This window comes from Streptomyces sp. NPDC044064, from assembly GCF_056434245.1.
This window is the reverse complement of the sequence record NZ_JBWKFN010000046.1, coordinates 16,360-30,333: the sequence shown is the minus strand read 5'-3', so window position 1 is coordinate 30,333 and position 13,974 is coordinate 16,360. Positions and strand designations below refer to the sequence as shown.

Sequence of the window (13,974 nt, the reverse complement as noted above, 5' to 3'; positions counted from 1 at the left end):
CCGAATGGGAGCCTGGACCCGGGTGGACTCCCGACAGAGCAGCCGGGCTCACTCGTCCGAGATCGGCGCGCAGACGGGGGACGGATATGTCATGGATCAAGCGTTTCACACCCCTGGAGCCATGCCAAGGCGACAGCGGACCGCTCCAGTGCCCCTCCGAGGCGCGGGGCGGTGCGGGCGGCCGCTGCCAGGTCCGGGGCGAGGCCGGCCAGAACCTTCACAGCCTCGGCGACCTAGCGGTAGGGGGTGGCGATCCCGACGCCGAACCCGGTCGCGAGCCGGGCTGGGTATCCGAGCCGCCGTAGGTATCGCTGCGCCGGATTCCGCTGGGCGGGATGACCAAGTTGGGCTGATCATGTGTTTTCTCGCCTGAGCCTTGGCCGGTGCGGGCAAGGGTGCGCAGGCGGCCGGGAGATCGCCGCAAACTTGCTTCTTGTCAGATCACCCATCGGGCAACTCGGGTCACTGTGCCAGCCCTTGTCAGACAGGGTTTTTGCTCGGGTTGGCGTGCCCCTCACCTGCTCTGGGGGCCGCAGACGTGCAGGGAAGGGCCGGTACGTGAACGAAGGAGACGCGAGATGACGTACCTGATCGTCGTCGGTAGCCCTGTTCGGCCGTCCCGAGCGGCTGGCGGCCTGGCGGGAGCACCGCCCCTACGTCGTCGATGCCGGCGCGTGGGCAAGCCGAAGGAGAGCCGCTCATGATCACACCCCCCACCCTGCGAGCCGTGAGGACCACCCCCGAGGGCCTCCTGTGGGAGCCGAGCGAACGCTGGGTGCGTGGCCGAAAGGGCGACGTCATGGTTGTCGACAGCCGCCATCCTGTCCTGGTCTGGGAGCCGGGTGTCCCCGTTCCCCTGTACGTGTTTCCCCGCGCGGAGGTGCGCGAGGACCTGCTGCGCCCCGCGAAGAACCCGCCGACCGGCACTCACACCGGCTCGCAGTTGTTCTACGACCTCGACATCGACGGCGAGCTACTGGAGAACGCGGCCTGGACCTTCCCGGCCACAGACCTGGCCGACCACATCGCCTTCGAGTGGTTCCGGCGAGTGGGCCGAGGGCTGGACCACTGGTACGAGGAAGAGGAGGAGATCTTCATCCATCCCCGTGACCCGCACAAGCGGGTGGATGCCATCCCGAGCAGCCGCCACGTCCAGGTCTCGGTCGCCGGCACGGTCGTCGCCGACACTCACCGCCCGGTCCTGCTGTTCGAGACCGGCCTGCCCACGCGCTACTACGTTCCGCGCGAGGACGTCCGACTCGACCTGTTCGAGCCCACCGACCACCGCACCGGCTGCCCCTACAAGGGCACCGCCGAGTACTGGTCGTGGCGCGGTGAAGCCGACGTGCCGCCGAACTTGGTGTGGAGCTACCGGGACCCGCTGCCTGCGGCAGGACCGGTCAAGGGGCTGCTCGCCTTCTACAACGAGGCGGTCGACATCACCGTGGACGGCGAGCGAGTGGAGCGCCCCGTCACCCACTTCACCAAGACGCTCTCGGGGGAATCACACACATGACGAGAAGCGACCGCCGCATCTGTCGCAACGCACAGCGTCGGTCAGCGGTCGGGCAGACCGTGCCGGGCCTGCGACGTCTGCCAGGACATCGCCAGGTACAACTCCCTCGCCCGGGTGGAAGAGTCCGTCGAACGGGCACAACCGGTGGGGGAGCGGCGGCAGCCCTCGTGCCTCGGTGAAGGTCGGGCTGATCGTCGCCGTGTTCTGTGCTCGGGCGACCGATGACCTCTACCGGGGCCGGTACTTTCACCGTCACTCGTTCGGCCGTCTTCCGTCGCTGGGTCTGCTGGTGCATGCGAACCGGCCAAGGGCCAGGAATGACCGCCCGCTCCGCTACGACGACCGCCGACCGAGGGTTGCCCCATCTGCTTCTGTTCGAATTGACAGTGGGCTACCGGGCCCTCGTACTGAACACGAGGGACCCTTGCTCAAGGGTCTCCCTGTGGTGGATTCCACCATCCGCAATCTCTCCCACTCAGCGAGGCGCCATGACGGTGCAGCAACAGCACGCCACGATTCCGACGGTTCTGGTGTACGAGGACGACCCCGGATTCCCTCCGCAGGTCAGCATGCCAGTACCGCATCCCGTACCCCAGCTCGACACACAACCCTTCCCGACGGCCATCGCGGAAGCCGCGCCGCAGCCGAATGGAGCCGGGCCCGGCACTGAGGCCTTCCGCTACTGGGTGGCGGCCGATGCGCTCAGCAGGGCCAGCCAGACCTGGGGTCCGCTGGTGCCGACCGGAACGCACTGGCATCCCATGGTCGGACGCGCCCTCACCGCGCACCTCAACGCAGGAAACGACCTCAACGCCTTCTACGACCGGAAAGGCCTGTGGTTCTTCCGCAGTACGGTGGCAGGTGTCACTGTCGCCGCGTGCGAGAGCCCCGAGGTCGTCGCGCACGAGACGGGCCACGCGATCCTCGACGCCCTGTGTCCTCGGCTGTTCAACGCCGCGAGCGCGGAGACGGCCGCCCTGCACGAAGCCTTCGGAGACATCAGCGCGCTGCTGACCTCGCTCCAGCTGGAACCTCTGCGGATCGCGGTACTGGCCGAGACGCAGAGCGACCTCGAACTGTCCTCGCGGGTGTCGAGGATGGCCGAGCAACTGGGCGCTGCGATCCGTCAGGGTCACCCGAACGCGGTAGACCCGGACTGCCTGCGCAACATGTCGAACAGCTTCTTCTACCGCGACCCGGTCGGGCTGCCGCCGAACGGACCGGCGAACATGCTCTCCAGCGAGCCGCACTCGTTCTCCCGGGTGTTCAGCGGTGCGTTCCTGAAGGTGGTCGCCGGGATCTTCCGGCAGCAGGACCTGCAGGACCAGGCCGGTCTGGGCCTCGCGGCCGAGATCGCGGGACAGCTGCTGGTCGATGCCGTCGTGGCCGCGCCCGTGGTGTCCGCCTACTACGCACAGGTCGCGGGTCACATGATTGCCGCGGACCAGCGCCGCAACGGCGGCAAGTACGGCCCCTCCCTGCGCTCGGCGTTCATTCGTCACGGCATCCTCTCCCTGGAGGCTGCCGCGTCCATCACCGAGCCGGAGGTGGCACGCAAAGCCGCCGCGATCGCCGAGGCCACACCGGGTGGCGCCGACGACGAGGGACTCACGGCCGTGACGCTCCACGGGGCGGCATACGGACTCAGCCAGCCCCTCATCCTCTCCGCCCCCGCACAGGAACGACGGTTCGGTATCGCGGGCTCCGACCCCGCCGGCGGCTCGGTGCGCCCCGCCGACCCCGAGCGGGTCGCCACGTCGTACCTCGAGGACCTCTTCCGCCGCGGTCGCGTCGCCGTAGCCCAGGAGTACCGCTCCGCTACGGCGTTCGTCGACGACAGCCCCTCCCGGCTCAAGACGCACGAGATCACGCGAAGCACGACCGGCGAGGGCCTCGCTCTGGTGAGGCGGTGCTTCGACTGACCAGTCGTGGCGCAATCAGTGGAAGAAGCGCAGACGACGGACGGTGAGCCGTCCGTCGTCCCCGCGCTTGACGACGTGTGTCGTACGCGGCGTCGGCTCCTCACCCTCGAAGACCGCCTCGCCCCGCGCCAGCAGGTCGCTGATGAACTTCTCGGTCGCCCGGCGCTCGGCGTCATCGCCCTGCCCGCCATCGCCGGCGCTCTTCCGGTCCTCGTCACCATTTGCACTCACGTAACGCACTCCATGTCGTGAATATCCGGATGCCTGCCGAGAGCAGATCACGCGGCTGTCGGGTCCGGCGCAGGCCGAGCCGCCGGAAGCCGCCAGAAGCCGCTAGGGGGATCGGTCAGGGGCGTCCGCGAGCGTTTCGGCTGCCGAGACGGGCTTGTCGTCCCTGATCGGGAAGGCGGCCGTGTCATCCACCGGCCCCCGCACATCCACCGGAAAGCCGGCGCGCGTGAGCGTTTCGGCGCCCTGTGCGGTCACCATGACGAGGGCGAGCCGCTCGGACACGACCTCCGTGACAACGGCCTCGCTCGCGTCCACGGCCGCGGTCAACTCCGGCAGACCCAGGCCGTCCGGCAGCTCCGTACGCGCCCGGAACACGGGACGGTTCCCGATCGCGGCGAGAGCGAACACCGGGTGGGCCGCCGTACGCATCCGCACCTGCCGTGCGAACGCGCGCTCGGCGGCGTCCTCGCCCACGAACACACACTCGTCGGCCGCCGTCCCTCCGGTGCTCGCAACCGCCTGGTCGAAGATCACGCGACTGTCCTTCGCCCCCCAGTGCACAAGTGCCTCGTCCGTAAAACGGTCGGGGAACGCCTCGTGCAGCGCGGCCGCTACCCGTGCGACGGCGCCGTCGCCGGGTCCGGGGTTGGAGATGATGCCCTTGCGCACGTCGCGGAGGGCGTCGAGTACTGCCATGACGCGTGGTCGGGGCTGAAGTGTCAGGGAGCCGTCGGGTTCCACGTGCGGATCCGCCAGAGTCGCCCCGATGTCGAAGAAAATTACAGGCATGTGGAGCGCCTCCCCGCGGTGAGCGCTTTCGAGTCGGCCCGCCCGGGTGAAAGGGCCCCACGACGTGAACCACCGGATGACGGTGGCCCGGTCGGCGAGGGCGACGGTGGCGAGACTCGCGTGGCATGCCGGGAGCGGGTGAACGAAGCAAAACGGGAAGTTCACCACGATCGAGTGAATGACTCCGATTAGCGGCAACCGCACGCCATCTTTACAAGTCACACATGTCGCACTCAACCGCACCTGACCCTGGGGGGACCATGAGCCACCAGCAGTACCCGCCGCAGCAGCCCGGATGGGGCGGACCCCAGCAGCAGCCCTACGGTGCCCCGCCGCAGTGGCAGCCGCCGCAGCCCAAGAAGACCGGCTTCGGGAAGATCCTCGGCCTTGGCTGCCTCGGCTTCGTCGGCGTCATCGTCCTGATCGGAATCATCGGCGCCGCCGTCAATGGCGGCTCCAGCTCGAAGGGCTCCGGCGCCTCGAGCGACATCAAGCCCGCGGCCTCCGCGCCGAAGGACAACAAGCAGCCCGCCCAAGACATCGACCAGGGCAGCGGGCAGAAGTCAGGCAACAGGAAGAAGACGGCCCCGAAGGTCGTCACCTTCAAGGTGTGGGGCACCGCCCCCGCCGGCGCCCTCGGCTCGCTCGACATCACCTATGGATCCGACTCGGACAGCCGGAACGGTGAATTTCGGAACGGCAAGTTCGAGGCCACCCTGCCCCTGAACGACGACGCCATGTACTACACCGTGAACGCGCAACTCCAGGGCTCCGGGGACATCAACTGTTCGGTCACCGTCGATGGCCACACGAAGAAGGGGCACGCCGCCGGTGGCTACAACATCTGTGACGCGCAGCTGAGTTCCGGCCTGCTCGGCGGCTGGGACTGAGGCAGTGCACTTTCGGCGCGGCACCAGCATCCTGCCGCGCCGTTCACCAGGCACCCCGTTACTCCCGATGCGGCGGTGCCTCCTTCCCGCCTCTGTCGGGTACGAACTGGACGCTGCAGCCAGGTCGGGACAACTTGCAGTGTCAACCGAAGCCACTCCACGCGGCCCAACGCACTCGGCGGCATCGCGATCTTCGCCCAGGCCACGACCGCGATTTCCGCCTATCTGGCCGACGAGCGTGAACTGGGCCGCATCGCGGCCGACACCGACATCGACTCACTCACCCTCTCCCTGGTCGGTGGCGGGCATCTTCTGTTCGCAGACCGCGACCCCGGCCCTCCGACCATGGCGACCATCAGCAAGTTCGTGACAGCGGTTGTCGCCGATGCCGTGCAACGACGACCGGCCCAGGGACACTCTGGGGGTCGGTGAACGTACGGTGGCCGAGGACCGAACCCGTTCCCTCCAGTCCCCGGCGCGGGTGCCGGACGCCGCGCTCGGGGTCATCATGGGAGCGTGATGGAGCTGTTCCCACCGATTCCGCTGACAGAGTGGCGGGACACCAAGGAGACACTGCACCGCTTCGCACAGATCGTCGGCAAGATCCGCCTGGCGGCGAGCATCCGGCGCAACCACTGGTGGAACGTCCCGTTCCATGTCACCGGGCGCGGCATCACCACGCGCCCGATGGGCCAGGTCGACGGGAATCCGATCTTCACGATCGACTTCGACTTCGTCGATCACCGGCTCGTCGTCGCGACGCTGGACGGCGACGAGCGGTCCTTCCCGCTTCCGGGCCAGTCCGTCGCGTCCTTCCACGACGCGACCCTGGCCGCTCTGAACGCGCTGGGCGTCCGGGTGGACATCGCCATTCCCAGGCCCTTCGACCTGCCCGACACCGGCCGGCCGTTCGCCCAGGACACCGAGCATGCGACCTACGATCCCGTGGCCGCCAACCGCTACTGGCGGGTCCTGAGCCAGGTGGCTTCCGTGCTGGAGGAGTTCGCGGCGGGCTTCTCGGGAAAGAGCAGCCCGGTGCACCACTTCTGGCACACCTTCGACATCGCCCACAGCCGGTTCTCCGGGCGACAGATCGACCAGCCCCGGCAGGTCGACCCCGTAACCCGAGAGGCGTACTCCCGGGAAGTGATCAGCTTCGGCTTCTGGTTCGGCGACGACACCTTCACCGAACCGGCTTTCTACTCCTACACCGCCCCCGAACCCGCCGGCCTGGCCGGAGAGCCGCTCAGCCCCGCGTCCGCGCGGTGGGTCACGCGCGGCGACAGCCACCTGGCCGTGCTGTGCTACGACGAAGCCCGCGTCGAGACCGATCCCCGTGCCGCCGTCCTCTCCTTCTACGAAAGCGCCTACCGGGCCGGGGCCGGACGCGCCGGATGGGACATCGCCGCGCTCGCGTGCCCCGGAGGCATCACAGATCCGGTCCGGCAGATCTGACCACCGGGCCCCACCGGACCGGAGAGGCCAACGATCGAGCGCGGCCGGTGGAGCAGCTTTCTCCCGGTTCGAAGCTGGTCAGGAGGGAGAGAGTGTCCCGCCGCGCGCGGGTGCTTCGTCAGGGAGCGGCGGTCGGATCGAGGCCCGGGATCTGGCGGCGTGGCATCAGGGATGCCTCCCTGATGAGGCGCCGTCGTCAGGTTTCGGTGTCGGTGCGCGCCAGGATTCCTTTGAGCAGCCCCGTGGCCTGGCCCACCTCGATGAGGTAGCCGTCCGGATCACGCATGTAGCAACGCAGCTCGGCGCGGCGGTCGATGGGCGGGGTCAGGAACTCGGCCCCTTTGGCGCGCGCCGTGGCGTAGAAGTCGTGGATGTCCGCCACCCGTACGTTCAGGAAGCTGGAGACGGTGTTGAGGTCCTCCGGTGTGCGCAGGACGACATCGGGTTTGTCGTCGGTGGGCCCCCCGCCAGGGTTCATGATGATCCAGCTGTTGGCGACCTTGACGATGCAGGGGTTCTCATCCAGCACCACCCTTCCACCCAGTACGTCGGCGTAGAACGCCCGCGAGCGAGGGACGTCGCTGACCGTGAGGAAGTGCGTGAGTACCAGGCCCTCGGCCGGTGCAGGAAGGTCGTCGGCTGTGGCGCCGGCAGACGTGACGTCGGACATATGCCGAGCGTATGGCGCGTATGGCCGTTCCGGTCCGCGCCGCACCGGTGACAGCGCGGCGCGGGCGGATTGAGGCAGACGGGCTGCACGCAGTTCAGGACAGTTCGCGGACCCCGAGTTGCTGCACGAACAGCAGGCTGTCGGCGTTGGCCCAGTACTCGGCGAGCATGCCGTCCTTGATCAGCAGGGTGTCGGTGCCGGTGAAGTGGACGCGGGTGCCCACGGCGTCGTCGGACGCGCCTGGGAAGCCTCCGGCGTAGGTGCCTTCGGCCGCCCAGCGGACCACCAGGAAGTCGTCAGTGGCGATCGGGCCGACCGTGATCTCGAAGCTGAGGTCGCGCAGGATGGTGTGGATGCCGGTCACCCAGCCGTTCAGGCCCTCGCGGCCATGCACAGTGTCGTCGCCGGAGCCGGTGATGGGGGCGGCGTGCGCGACGAAGCCAGGCGCGATGATCTTGTCGGTCTGGGACAGGTCGTTGTTCCACAGGTCCTTCCACGGCTCGGCGAGCAGGGCGTTGGCGGAAGCGGACATGGCAGTTCTCCTTCGTGTTGATGGACTGCGCGGTGCAGCCGTCGAAGCCGACACCGGCGTCGGCTTCGGGTCTCCTGACGGAGTTGCTGCTGGCACGGCTGTTGCGGTGGGGTTGGAGCCCGGGCCGTTGCTGCGGGGATCAGGGGCGGCCCGGGCAGTTCGGGTCGGTCAGGCAGGCAGTTCGGAATCGGGGATCCAGTGGCCGTGGATGCCGGCGGGCACCCTGCGGGGGAGTTCGACGGCGGCCACGGTGCTCAGGTCGCTCGCGTCCAGGACGAGCAGTTCCGAGGCGTCGGCCTTGAGGTCGCTGACGATGGTGAGCAGGTAGCCGTGGTCCTCGGCGGTCCCGCCCTCGGCGGGCGCGAAAACGGCCTCGCCGGGCATCCGGCCCTCGCCGTGCGCGAGCAGTTTCTCCTGCCCGGACTGTGTGTCGAACTTGACGGTGTGATAGCCCGACAGGCCGGCGCCGGGGAAGGCGATGGCGTAGCTGTAGCGGTAGGCCGAACCGGTGTGGGCGTCGTTGATCGACGGGAACTCGGTGGCCAGGTCGTTGAGGGACTCGGTGGTGACCTTGCCCGTGGCCGGGTCCATGATCCACCGGTAGAAGGTCGACCCGGCGTCCGGGCTGGTGCCGTAGCCGGGAGCGCCGACCCACCACTTCCACGAGCCCTCCCAGGCGGAACGGTCGAAGCACGGTGCTTCGAGGACGATCCGGCCCTGCGCGTCGGTGTAGGCGTTGGTCACGTGCAACAGCGCCGCCTGGTGGGTCACTTCGTACCAGGTGGTCCTGCCCCCGGCGCGCGGCATCACGCCGATGCGCAGCGGGACGTCGTCGTGCCAGCGGTAGGGGATGCCGGACTGCTCGGCGTGGTCGAAGACCACCGGTGAGTCGATGAAGACGACGTGCTCGCGGGTGATGGCGAAGTCGTGCATGAGCGAAGGGCCGGAGCCGTCGATGACCTCCGAGGTGACGATGTCGCCGGAGGCGTCGGCCACGTAGTAGGTCAGGTGCGGCGGGAAGGGGCTGTAGCTGAAGAAGTGCAGCTCGCCGGTCTCCGGATCCTCCTTGGGGTGGGCGGTCATCGCGCTGGTGAGCTTGCCGCCGAAGTCGTGGACGCCGATCGTGTCGAGGTCGGCGCTGACCTCCCAGGGCAGGTTGGCCTCCTGGAGGGCCAGATAGCGGCCCCCGTGGAAGATGATGTTGGTGGCGGCGGCGCTGACTTCGAGTTCGGTTCCGGTGAAGGGCACGCCGTCCAGGTAGGGGGTGCGCACCCAGCGGTTGCGGTACCACTCGGCCCGGCCGCCTGTGAGGCGGACCCCGTGGATCATGCCCTCGCCGCGGAACCAGTGCGTGGGGGTGACTCCCGGCTTCGGGTTGTGGCCGTTGCGGAAGTAGCGGCCGTTCAGCTCAGGCGGGAGGGTGCCGCGTACCTGCAACTCGTGGCCGGTGATCTCGTCGGTGACGGGGGCGAAGTGGCCGCTGACATAGGGCTTGTCGATAGTCATGGTCATGCCTTTCGGGTCGAGAGAGCCGAGACGAGGAGGGTCAGGGCGGCGCAGGCCAGGAAGGCCGCGCCGGGGGAGGGGAGCAGGGTCAGGAAGGACAGGCCGATGGCTCCGCCGATCTGCCGGGTGGCGTTGACCAGCCCGCCGGCCAGGCCGTTGTCAGTGGCCAGGACGCCCGTGGAGGACATCGCGGTGAGCCGGACGAAGGCCACCCCGAGTCCGATGCCCATGAGGAGCGTCGGGCCGAGCAGGTCCGCAAAGAAGGTGCCCTCGGCCGGAGTTCGGGACAGCCAGGCCAGTCCGGCCGCGAGAACCAGCAGGCCCGCGGGGAGCACGAGGCGGCCGGAGACCTTGCCGGTGACCCATGACGAGGCAGTGATCGTGAGGGCGAGGGGAAGCTGGGTCAGCCCGGCCTCCAGGGGCGAGTAGCCGAGGGCGCGCCGCTGATAGAGGGGCAGGAAGTAGAACAGACCGAGCCAGACCGCGCCCAGCAGGGCCATCAGCACGTTGGGCACCGCCACCACGCGCATCCGCGCCGGCAGCAGCGGGTCTGTGGCACGCCGCTGGAGCACCACGAACAGGCCGAGCAGCGCCACACCGGCCACGGCCGGCGGCCAATGGCCGGACAGGCCGTAGGTGAGCGCGACCAGCCCCGCCGTCACCGTCACCGCGCCCGGCGCGTCCAGGCTTCCGCCACGCGGCCGGTCGGCCCCGACGAGCAGCCGGGTGGCCACCAGCACGGCCAGGGCGAAGGGCACCATCACGACGAACACCGCACGCCAGCCGTACAGACTGGTGAGCAGCCCGCTCAGCAGCACACCCGCCGCACCGCCGGCACCGGAGACCGCGCCCCACACGCCGAGCGCGGTGCCACGCCGCTCCCTGTCGGGATAGAGGGTCAGCACGAGAGCCAGCGCCGTGGGCGCCAGCAGCGCGGCACCGATTCCCTGTGCTGCCCTGCAGACGATCAGCACGATCGCCGTGGGCGCCAGTGCCGCGCCCAGGGAGGAGAGGGCGAACAGGCCGATGCCGAGCAGAAACACGCGACGAAGGCCGTATACGTCGCCTGCGCGCCCGCCCGGCAGCAACAGCGCGCCGAAGACCAGCACGTAGGCGTTGACAGTCCACGCCTGGCCCGTGTCCGACAGAGCGAGCCCGTCCCGGATCCGGGGCAGGGCGACGTTCACGATCGATGTGCTCAGCACGACCAGGAACTGGGCCGTGGCCAGAACGGCCAGCGATGTCCAGTCGGTGGCGGTCGGTTGCTCTGCGGTGCGGGTCATGTCTCGACACTCGCAGCGGGCGCCCGCCGCTCGCGTCGGTAGTCATTGCCTATACGACTCCTCGCGGGACGGCTTCTGGGGCACTGGGGCCTGTTCCGGATTCTCCTGCGCCACACAACCGCACCGCATAGGTTTTCGAACATGCCCGAGACACACGCGGATGAGCTGATCGGTCGTCAAGACGAGATACGGCGGCTCGACGCCCTGCTCCGAGCGGGACGGGAGAGCCGGGGCGGCGCCCTGGTCCTGCGGGGTGAGCCGGGCATCGGCAAGAGCGCGCTGCTGCGTCACCTGGACGAGGCCGCGACCGGATTCCTCGTCATGCAGGCGTCCGGTGCGGAGTTCGAGACGGAGCTGCCGTTCGCCGCGCTGCACCAGTTGCTCGCGCCCGTCGCCGACCGGCTGACGGAGCTTCCTGCGCCGCACCGCAAGGCGCTGGAGATCGCTTTCGGCCTCGACACCGGCAGACCCGATCCGTTCCTGGTAGGCGTCGCGTCGCTGGGCCTCCTGGTGGAGACGGTGCGGGAACGCCCGCTCCTGTGCGTCGTCGACGACGCACAGTGGCTGGACCAGGCGTCAGCCAAGGCGCTGGCCTTCGTGGCCCGCCGGGTCTCGGCCGAGCCGATCGCCCTCGTGTTCGCGGCGCGCGAGCCTAGCCGTCTGCCCGAGCTGGACGAGCTGCCCGGCCATTCGCTTCAGGGTCTTGGCGAATCGGATGCCCGCGCTCTGCTGGCTGCGGCGGTCCGCGCCCCGTTGGACGAGCGGGTGCGCGACCGCATCCTTGCCGAGGCGCGTGGCAACCCCCTCGCGCTGGTGGAACTTCCGAGGACCGCCGGACTCGGCGGGATGGCGGGCGGGTTCGCCCAACCCGACTCGGTGCCCGGCGTGATCGAGCAGAGCTTCCGCTCCCGGCTGGAGCTCCTGCCGCCGGCGGCCCGGCTGCTGGTGACCGTCGCCGCCGCCGACCCGATCGGCGACCCCGGCCTGCTGTGGCGTGCGGCCGAACTCCTGGGCATCGACGCGGCAGTTGCCGCGGAGTCTGCCCCGCTGGTTGAGTTCGGCACCCGGATCCGCTTCAGCCACCCCCTCGCCCGCTCGGCCGCCTACCACGCCGCGACGCCGGAGGACCGGCGCAGGGCACACCAGGCACTGGCCGTCGCGACCGACCCGGTCGCCGACCCCGACCGGCGGGCCTGGCATCGCGCCCAGGCCAGTGCCGGCCCGGACGAGCAGGTCGCCGCCGAACTCGAAGCCTCCGCCGGCCGCGCCCGGGAACGTGGCGGTGTCGCGGCGGCGGCGGCCTTCCTCGAACGCTCGGCCGCACTCACGATCAGCCCGGTCCGACGCGCCGAACGGATCCTCGCCGCGGTCCATAACAAGCTCTCGGTGGGCGACTTCGACACCGCGGCCGAACTGCTCAGCACCGTCCGGACCGACGATCCGAGCCAGGCCGCCAGAGCCGACCTGCTCCGCGGCAGGCTGTCGTTCGTCCGCCGTAGGGGAGACGAAGGCCCCACAAAATACCTCCTGCGCGCCGCCGCCCTGCTGGCGGCCACCGACCCCGGCTGGTCACGGGAGTGCCATCTGGACGCCATCGAGATGGGCGTCCTGCTCGGCGACCTCGACCACGTGGTGGACGCCGTCAGGAAGGCCCCGCCGTCGGGGGAGCCGGTGTCCGGCGCGGCGGCGCTCCTGACCGGCCTCACCAGCCTCGTCGGCGACGGGCATCGGGCGGCGGGGGAGATCCTGAGGCCGGTCGTCGGCGACGCCGGCCACGACGTGTGGGCCAGGCGGCCCTCACTGGGCTTCATGGTGGCCGCCGAGCTGTGGAACCGCGACGCCATGTACGGCATCGCCACCCGCGCCGTCGCTGCCGGCCGAGAATCGGGTTCCTTCCACGAGCTGCCCATCGCACTGGCCATGCTGGCCACCGCGACCGTGCACACCGGCGACTTCGGTGCCGCGACGGAGCTGATCTCCGAGGAGGAGGCGATCGCCGACGCCACAGGCGCGGCGCCGCTGGTCTATCCGCGCCTCCACCTGGCCGCGCTGCGCGGACGGCGCGAGGAAGCGGTCGAACTGTTCGCATCGGTGGATCACCGGATGAGCCTCAGCGTGCAGTGGGCCACGGCCGTATTCAGCAATGGCCTCGCCGACTACCCGGCCGCGCTGAAGGCGGCAAAGCAAGCGGTCGCGTACGGCGCCTTCGGCACATCGGGCCTTGCCCTGCCCGAGCTGGTCGAGGCGGCCGTGCGATGCGGCGAGACCGAGGTCGCCGCCGCGGCCCTCGTGTCCCTCCAGGAACGCACCCAGGCCGGCCGACAGGCGTGGGGCCTTGGCGTCGAGGCCTGTGCGCGGGCCCTGGTGACCGAGGACGAGTCCGCCTACCAGGAGGCGATCGCTCTGCTCGACGACGGCGCACTGGTCGTCTACCGCGCGCGGGCGCAACTGCTGTACGGGGAATGGCTGCGCCGCCAGGGCCGGCGGCGTGACGCCCGGTCCGCGCTGCGGCCTGCGCACGAGTCGCTCTCCGACCTCGGCGTCGAAGCGTTCGCCGAGCGCGCCGCCGGCGAGTTGCGCGCCACGGGCGAGCAGGCTCGCAGCCGCACATCGAAGGCATCGGACCAGCTGACGATGCAGGAGGTGCACATCGCACGCCTGGTCGCCGACGGCGCCACCTCCAAGGAGGTGGCGGCAAAGCTGTTCCTCAGTCCGCGGACGGTCGACGCGCACCTGCGCAACATCTTCCGCAAACTCGGGCTCACCTCACGCAGGCAACTGCGAGACCTGCCCGACATTCGTTAGCCGCATCGTGGTGGCCGCGGCCTCGGGCCCGTTCATCGACTCCACGGGGCCGGGCCAGCTCAACCCGTACTTGGCCCGGTAGGCACCGGAGACACGCTGGACGAGCTCGGGGTCATCCACCGCCTGGAGCGTGACGGCCAGCCGGACCCCGGCCACCTCCACCTCCGTGTCCGCATGCCGCAGGACCCGGCGGTACCAGGCACTGCGCCGGCCGAACGCCGAGCGGACATACGCCTCCCCGTCGAGCACCACCAACCAGACCGTCCTGTGCGACCACCGACCGTCCGTATGCCGTACCCACAAAGCGATCTCCGTGCGATCCATGTAAGCGTTCATGGACGAACTTTCACCGTCGCGGCACTACGCACGCGTCGG

At 69.7% G+C, this 13,974-nt stretch carries 12 protein-coding genes and 1 pseudogene; 6 read left to right on the top strand and 7 right to left on the bottom strand.

From position 1 onward, the window contains the following. Nucleotides 1-700: 700 nt before the first annotated feature. Both AC07DS_RS43050 and AC07DS_RS43045 read left to right on the top strand, forming a co-directional pair. On the top strand, nucleotides 701-1,516 hold the full coding sequence (locus AC07DS_RS43050; RefSeq protein WP_479154186.1) for a DUF427 domain-containing protein: 816 nt from the start codon (nucleotides 701-703) through the stop codon (nucleotides 1,514-1,516). Nucleotides 1,517-2,004: 488 nt separating this feature from the next. Beyond that, the gene (locus tag AC07DS_RS43045) at nucleotides 2,005-3,438 is read left to right on the top strand and encodes a gluzincin family metallopeptidase (RefSeq protein ID WP_479154185.1); all 1,434 of its coding nucleotides are present in this window, start codon (nucleotides 2,005-2,007) and stop codon (nucleotides 3,436-3,438) included. Between the two features lie 15 nt (nucleotides 3,439-3,453). On the opposite strand, the gene AC07DS_RS43040 is transcribed toward AC07DS_RS43045, so the two are convergent. Both AC07DS_RS43040 and AC07DS_RS43035 read right to left on the bottom strand, forming a co-directional pair. Further along, complete coding sequence (locus AC07DS_RS43040) at nucleotides 3,454-3,669, bottom strand: hypothetical protein (RefSeq protein WP_479154184.1); 216 nt, start codon at nucleotides 3,667-3,669, stop codon at nucleotides 3,454-3,456. Nucleotides 3,670-3,771: 102 nt separating this feature from the next. Further along, on the bottom strand, nucleotides 3,772-4,458 hold the full coding sequence (locus AC07DS_RS43035) for an HAD family hydrolase (RefSeq protein ID WP_479154183.1): 687 nt from the start codon (nucleotides 4,456-4,458) through the stop codon (nucleotides 3,772-3,774). Nucleotides 4,459-4,718: 260 nt separating this feature from the next. Between AC07DS_RS43035 and AC07DS_RS43030 the strand changes: the two genes are divergently transcribed. The 3 genes and pseudogenes from AC07DS_RS43030 to AC07DS_RS43020 all read left to right on the top strand — a co-directional run bounded on the left by AC07DS_RS43030 (nucleotide 4,719) and on the right by AC07DS_RS43020 (nucleotide 6,803). Beyond that, nucleotides 4,719-5,348, top strand: coding sequence for an MmpS family transport accessory protein (locus AC07DS_RS43030; RefSeq protein ID WP_479154182.1), 630 nt, complete (start codon nucleotides 4,719-4,721; stop codon nucleotides 5,346-5,348). A 177-nt stretch (nucleotides 5,349-5,525) separates the two neighbouring features. Continuing rightward, nucleotides 5,526-5,780, top strand: a pseudogene (locus tag AC07DS_RS43025) (TetR/AcrR family transcriptional regulator); the annotation flags it as partial. Between the two features lie 87 nt (nucleotides 5,781-5,867). Beyond that, entirely contained in the window at nucleotides 5,868-6,803 is a 936-nt protein-coding gene (locus AC07DS_RS43020) for a DUF5996 family protein (protein WP_479154219.1), read from the top strand. A gap of 196 nt (nucleotides 6,804-6,999) precedes the next feature. Here AC07DS_RS43020 and AC07DS_RS43015 read toward each other — a convergent pair whose 3' ends face one another. From AC07DS_RS43015 to AC07DS_RS43000, 4 genes are all read right to left on the bottom strand, one after another. Continuing rightward, entirely contained in the window at nucleotides 7,000-7,473 is a 474-nt protein-coding gene (locus AC07DS_RS43015) for a VOC family protein (RefSeq protein ID WP_479154181.1), read from the bottom strand. Between the two features lie 94 nt (nucleotides 7,474-7,567). Then, the gene (locus AC07DS_RS43010; protein ID WP_479154180.1) at nucleotides 7,568-8,005 is read right to left on the bottom strand and encodes an ester cyclase; all 438 of its coding nucleotides are present in this window, start codon (nucleotides 8,003-8,005) and stop codon (nucleotides 7,568-7,570) included. Nucleotides 8,006-8,173: 168 nt separating this feature from the next. Beyond that, nucleotides 8,174-9,511: a carotenoid oxygenase family protein gene (locus AC07DS_RS43005; RefSeq protein WP_479154179.1), complete on the bottom strand. Its 1,338-nt coding sequence runs from the start codon at nucleotides 9,509-9,511 to the stop codon at nucleotides 8,174-8,176. Between the two features lie 2 nt (nucleotides 9,512-9,513). Continuing rightward, nucleotides 9,514-10,794 carry an MFS transporter gene (locus AC07DS_RS43000; protein ID WP_479154178.1) on the bottom strand — a complete coding sequence of 427 codons (1,281 nt, stop codon included), beginning with the start codon at nucleotides 10,792-10,794 and terminating at the stop codon, nucleotides 9,514-9,516. A gap of 141 nt (nucleotides 10,795-10,935) precedes the next feature. Here AC07DS_RS43000 and AC07DS_RS42995 point away from each other — a divergent pair, with 141 nt between their 5' ends. Beyond that, nucleotides 10,936-13,599: a helix-turn-helix transcriptional regulator gene (locus AC07DS_RS42995; RefSeq protein WP_479154177.1), complete on the top strand. Its 2,664-nt coding sequence runs from the start codon at nucleotides 10,936-10,938 to the stop codon at nucleotides 13,597-13,599. Here the strand turns inward: AC07DS_RS42995 and AC07DS_RS42990 are convergent. After that, nucleotides 13,561-13,923 carry a DUF2255 family protein gene (locus tag AC07DS_RS42990; protein WP_479154218.1) on the bottom strand — a complete coding sequence of 121 codons (363 nt, stop codon included), beginning with the start codon at nucleotides 13,921-13,923 and terminating at the stop codon, nucleotides 13,561-13,563. The two genes, AC07DS_RS42995 and AC07DS_RS42990, sit on opposite strands and share 39 nt — an antisense overlap. Between the last annotated feature and the right edge of the window lie 51 nt (nucleotides 13,924-13,974).

Bases quoted from the DNA above. Each gene is read 5' to 3' on its own strand.
- AC07DS_RS43015 (WP_479154181.1), bottom strand. From the start codon at position 7,473: ATGTCCGACGTCACGTCTGCCGGCGCCACAGCCGACGACCTTCCTGCA.
- AC07DS_RS43020 (WP_479154219.1), top strand. From the start codon at position 5,868: ATGGAGCTGTTCCCACCGATTCCGCTGACAGAGTGGCGGGACACCAAG.
- AC07DS_RS43000 (WP_479154178.1), bottom strand. From the start codon at position 10,794: ATGACCCGCACCGCAGAGCAACCGACCGCCACCGACTGGACATCGCTG.
- AC07DS_RS43035 (WP_479154183.1), bottom strand. From the start codon at position 4,458: ATGCCTGTAATTTTCTTCGACATCGGGGCGACTCTGGCGGATCCGCAC.
- AC07DS_RS43010 (WP_479154180.1), bottom strand. From the start codon at position 8,005: ATGTCCGCTTCCGCCAACGCCCTGCTCGCCGAGCCGTGGAAGGACCTG.
- AC07DS_RS43005 (WP_479154179.1), bottom strand. From the start codon at position 9,511: ATGACTATCGACAAGCCCTATGTCAGCGGCCACTTCGCCCCCGTCACC.
- AC07DS_RS42990 (WP_479154218.1), bottom strand. From the start codon at position 13,923: ATGGATCGCACGGAGATCGCTTTGTGGGTACGGCATACGGACGGTCGG.
- AC07DS_RS43030 (WP_479154182.1), top strand. From the start codon at position 4,719: ATGAGCCACCAGCAGTACCCGCCGCAGCAGCCCGGATGGGGCGGACCC.
- AC07DS_RS42995 (WP_479154177.1), top strand. From the start codon at position 10,936: ATGCCCGAGACACACGCGGATGAGCTGATCGGTCGTCAAGACGAGATA.
- AC07DS_RS43045 (WP_479154185.1), top strand. From the start codon at position 2,005: ATGACGGTGCAGCAACAGCACGCCACGATTCCGACGGTTCTGGTGTAC.
- AC07DS_RS43050 (WP_479154186.1), top strand. From the start codon at position 701: ATGATCACACCCCCCACCCTGCGAGCCGTGAGGACCACCCCCGAGGGC.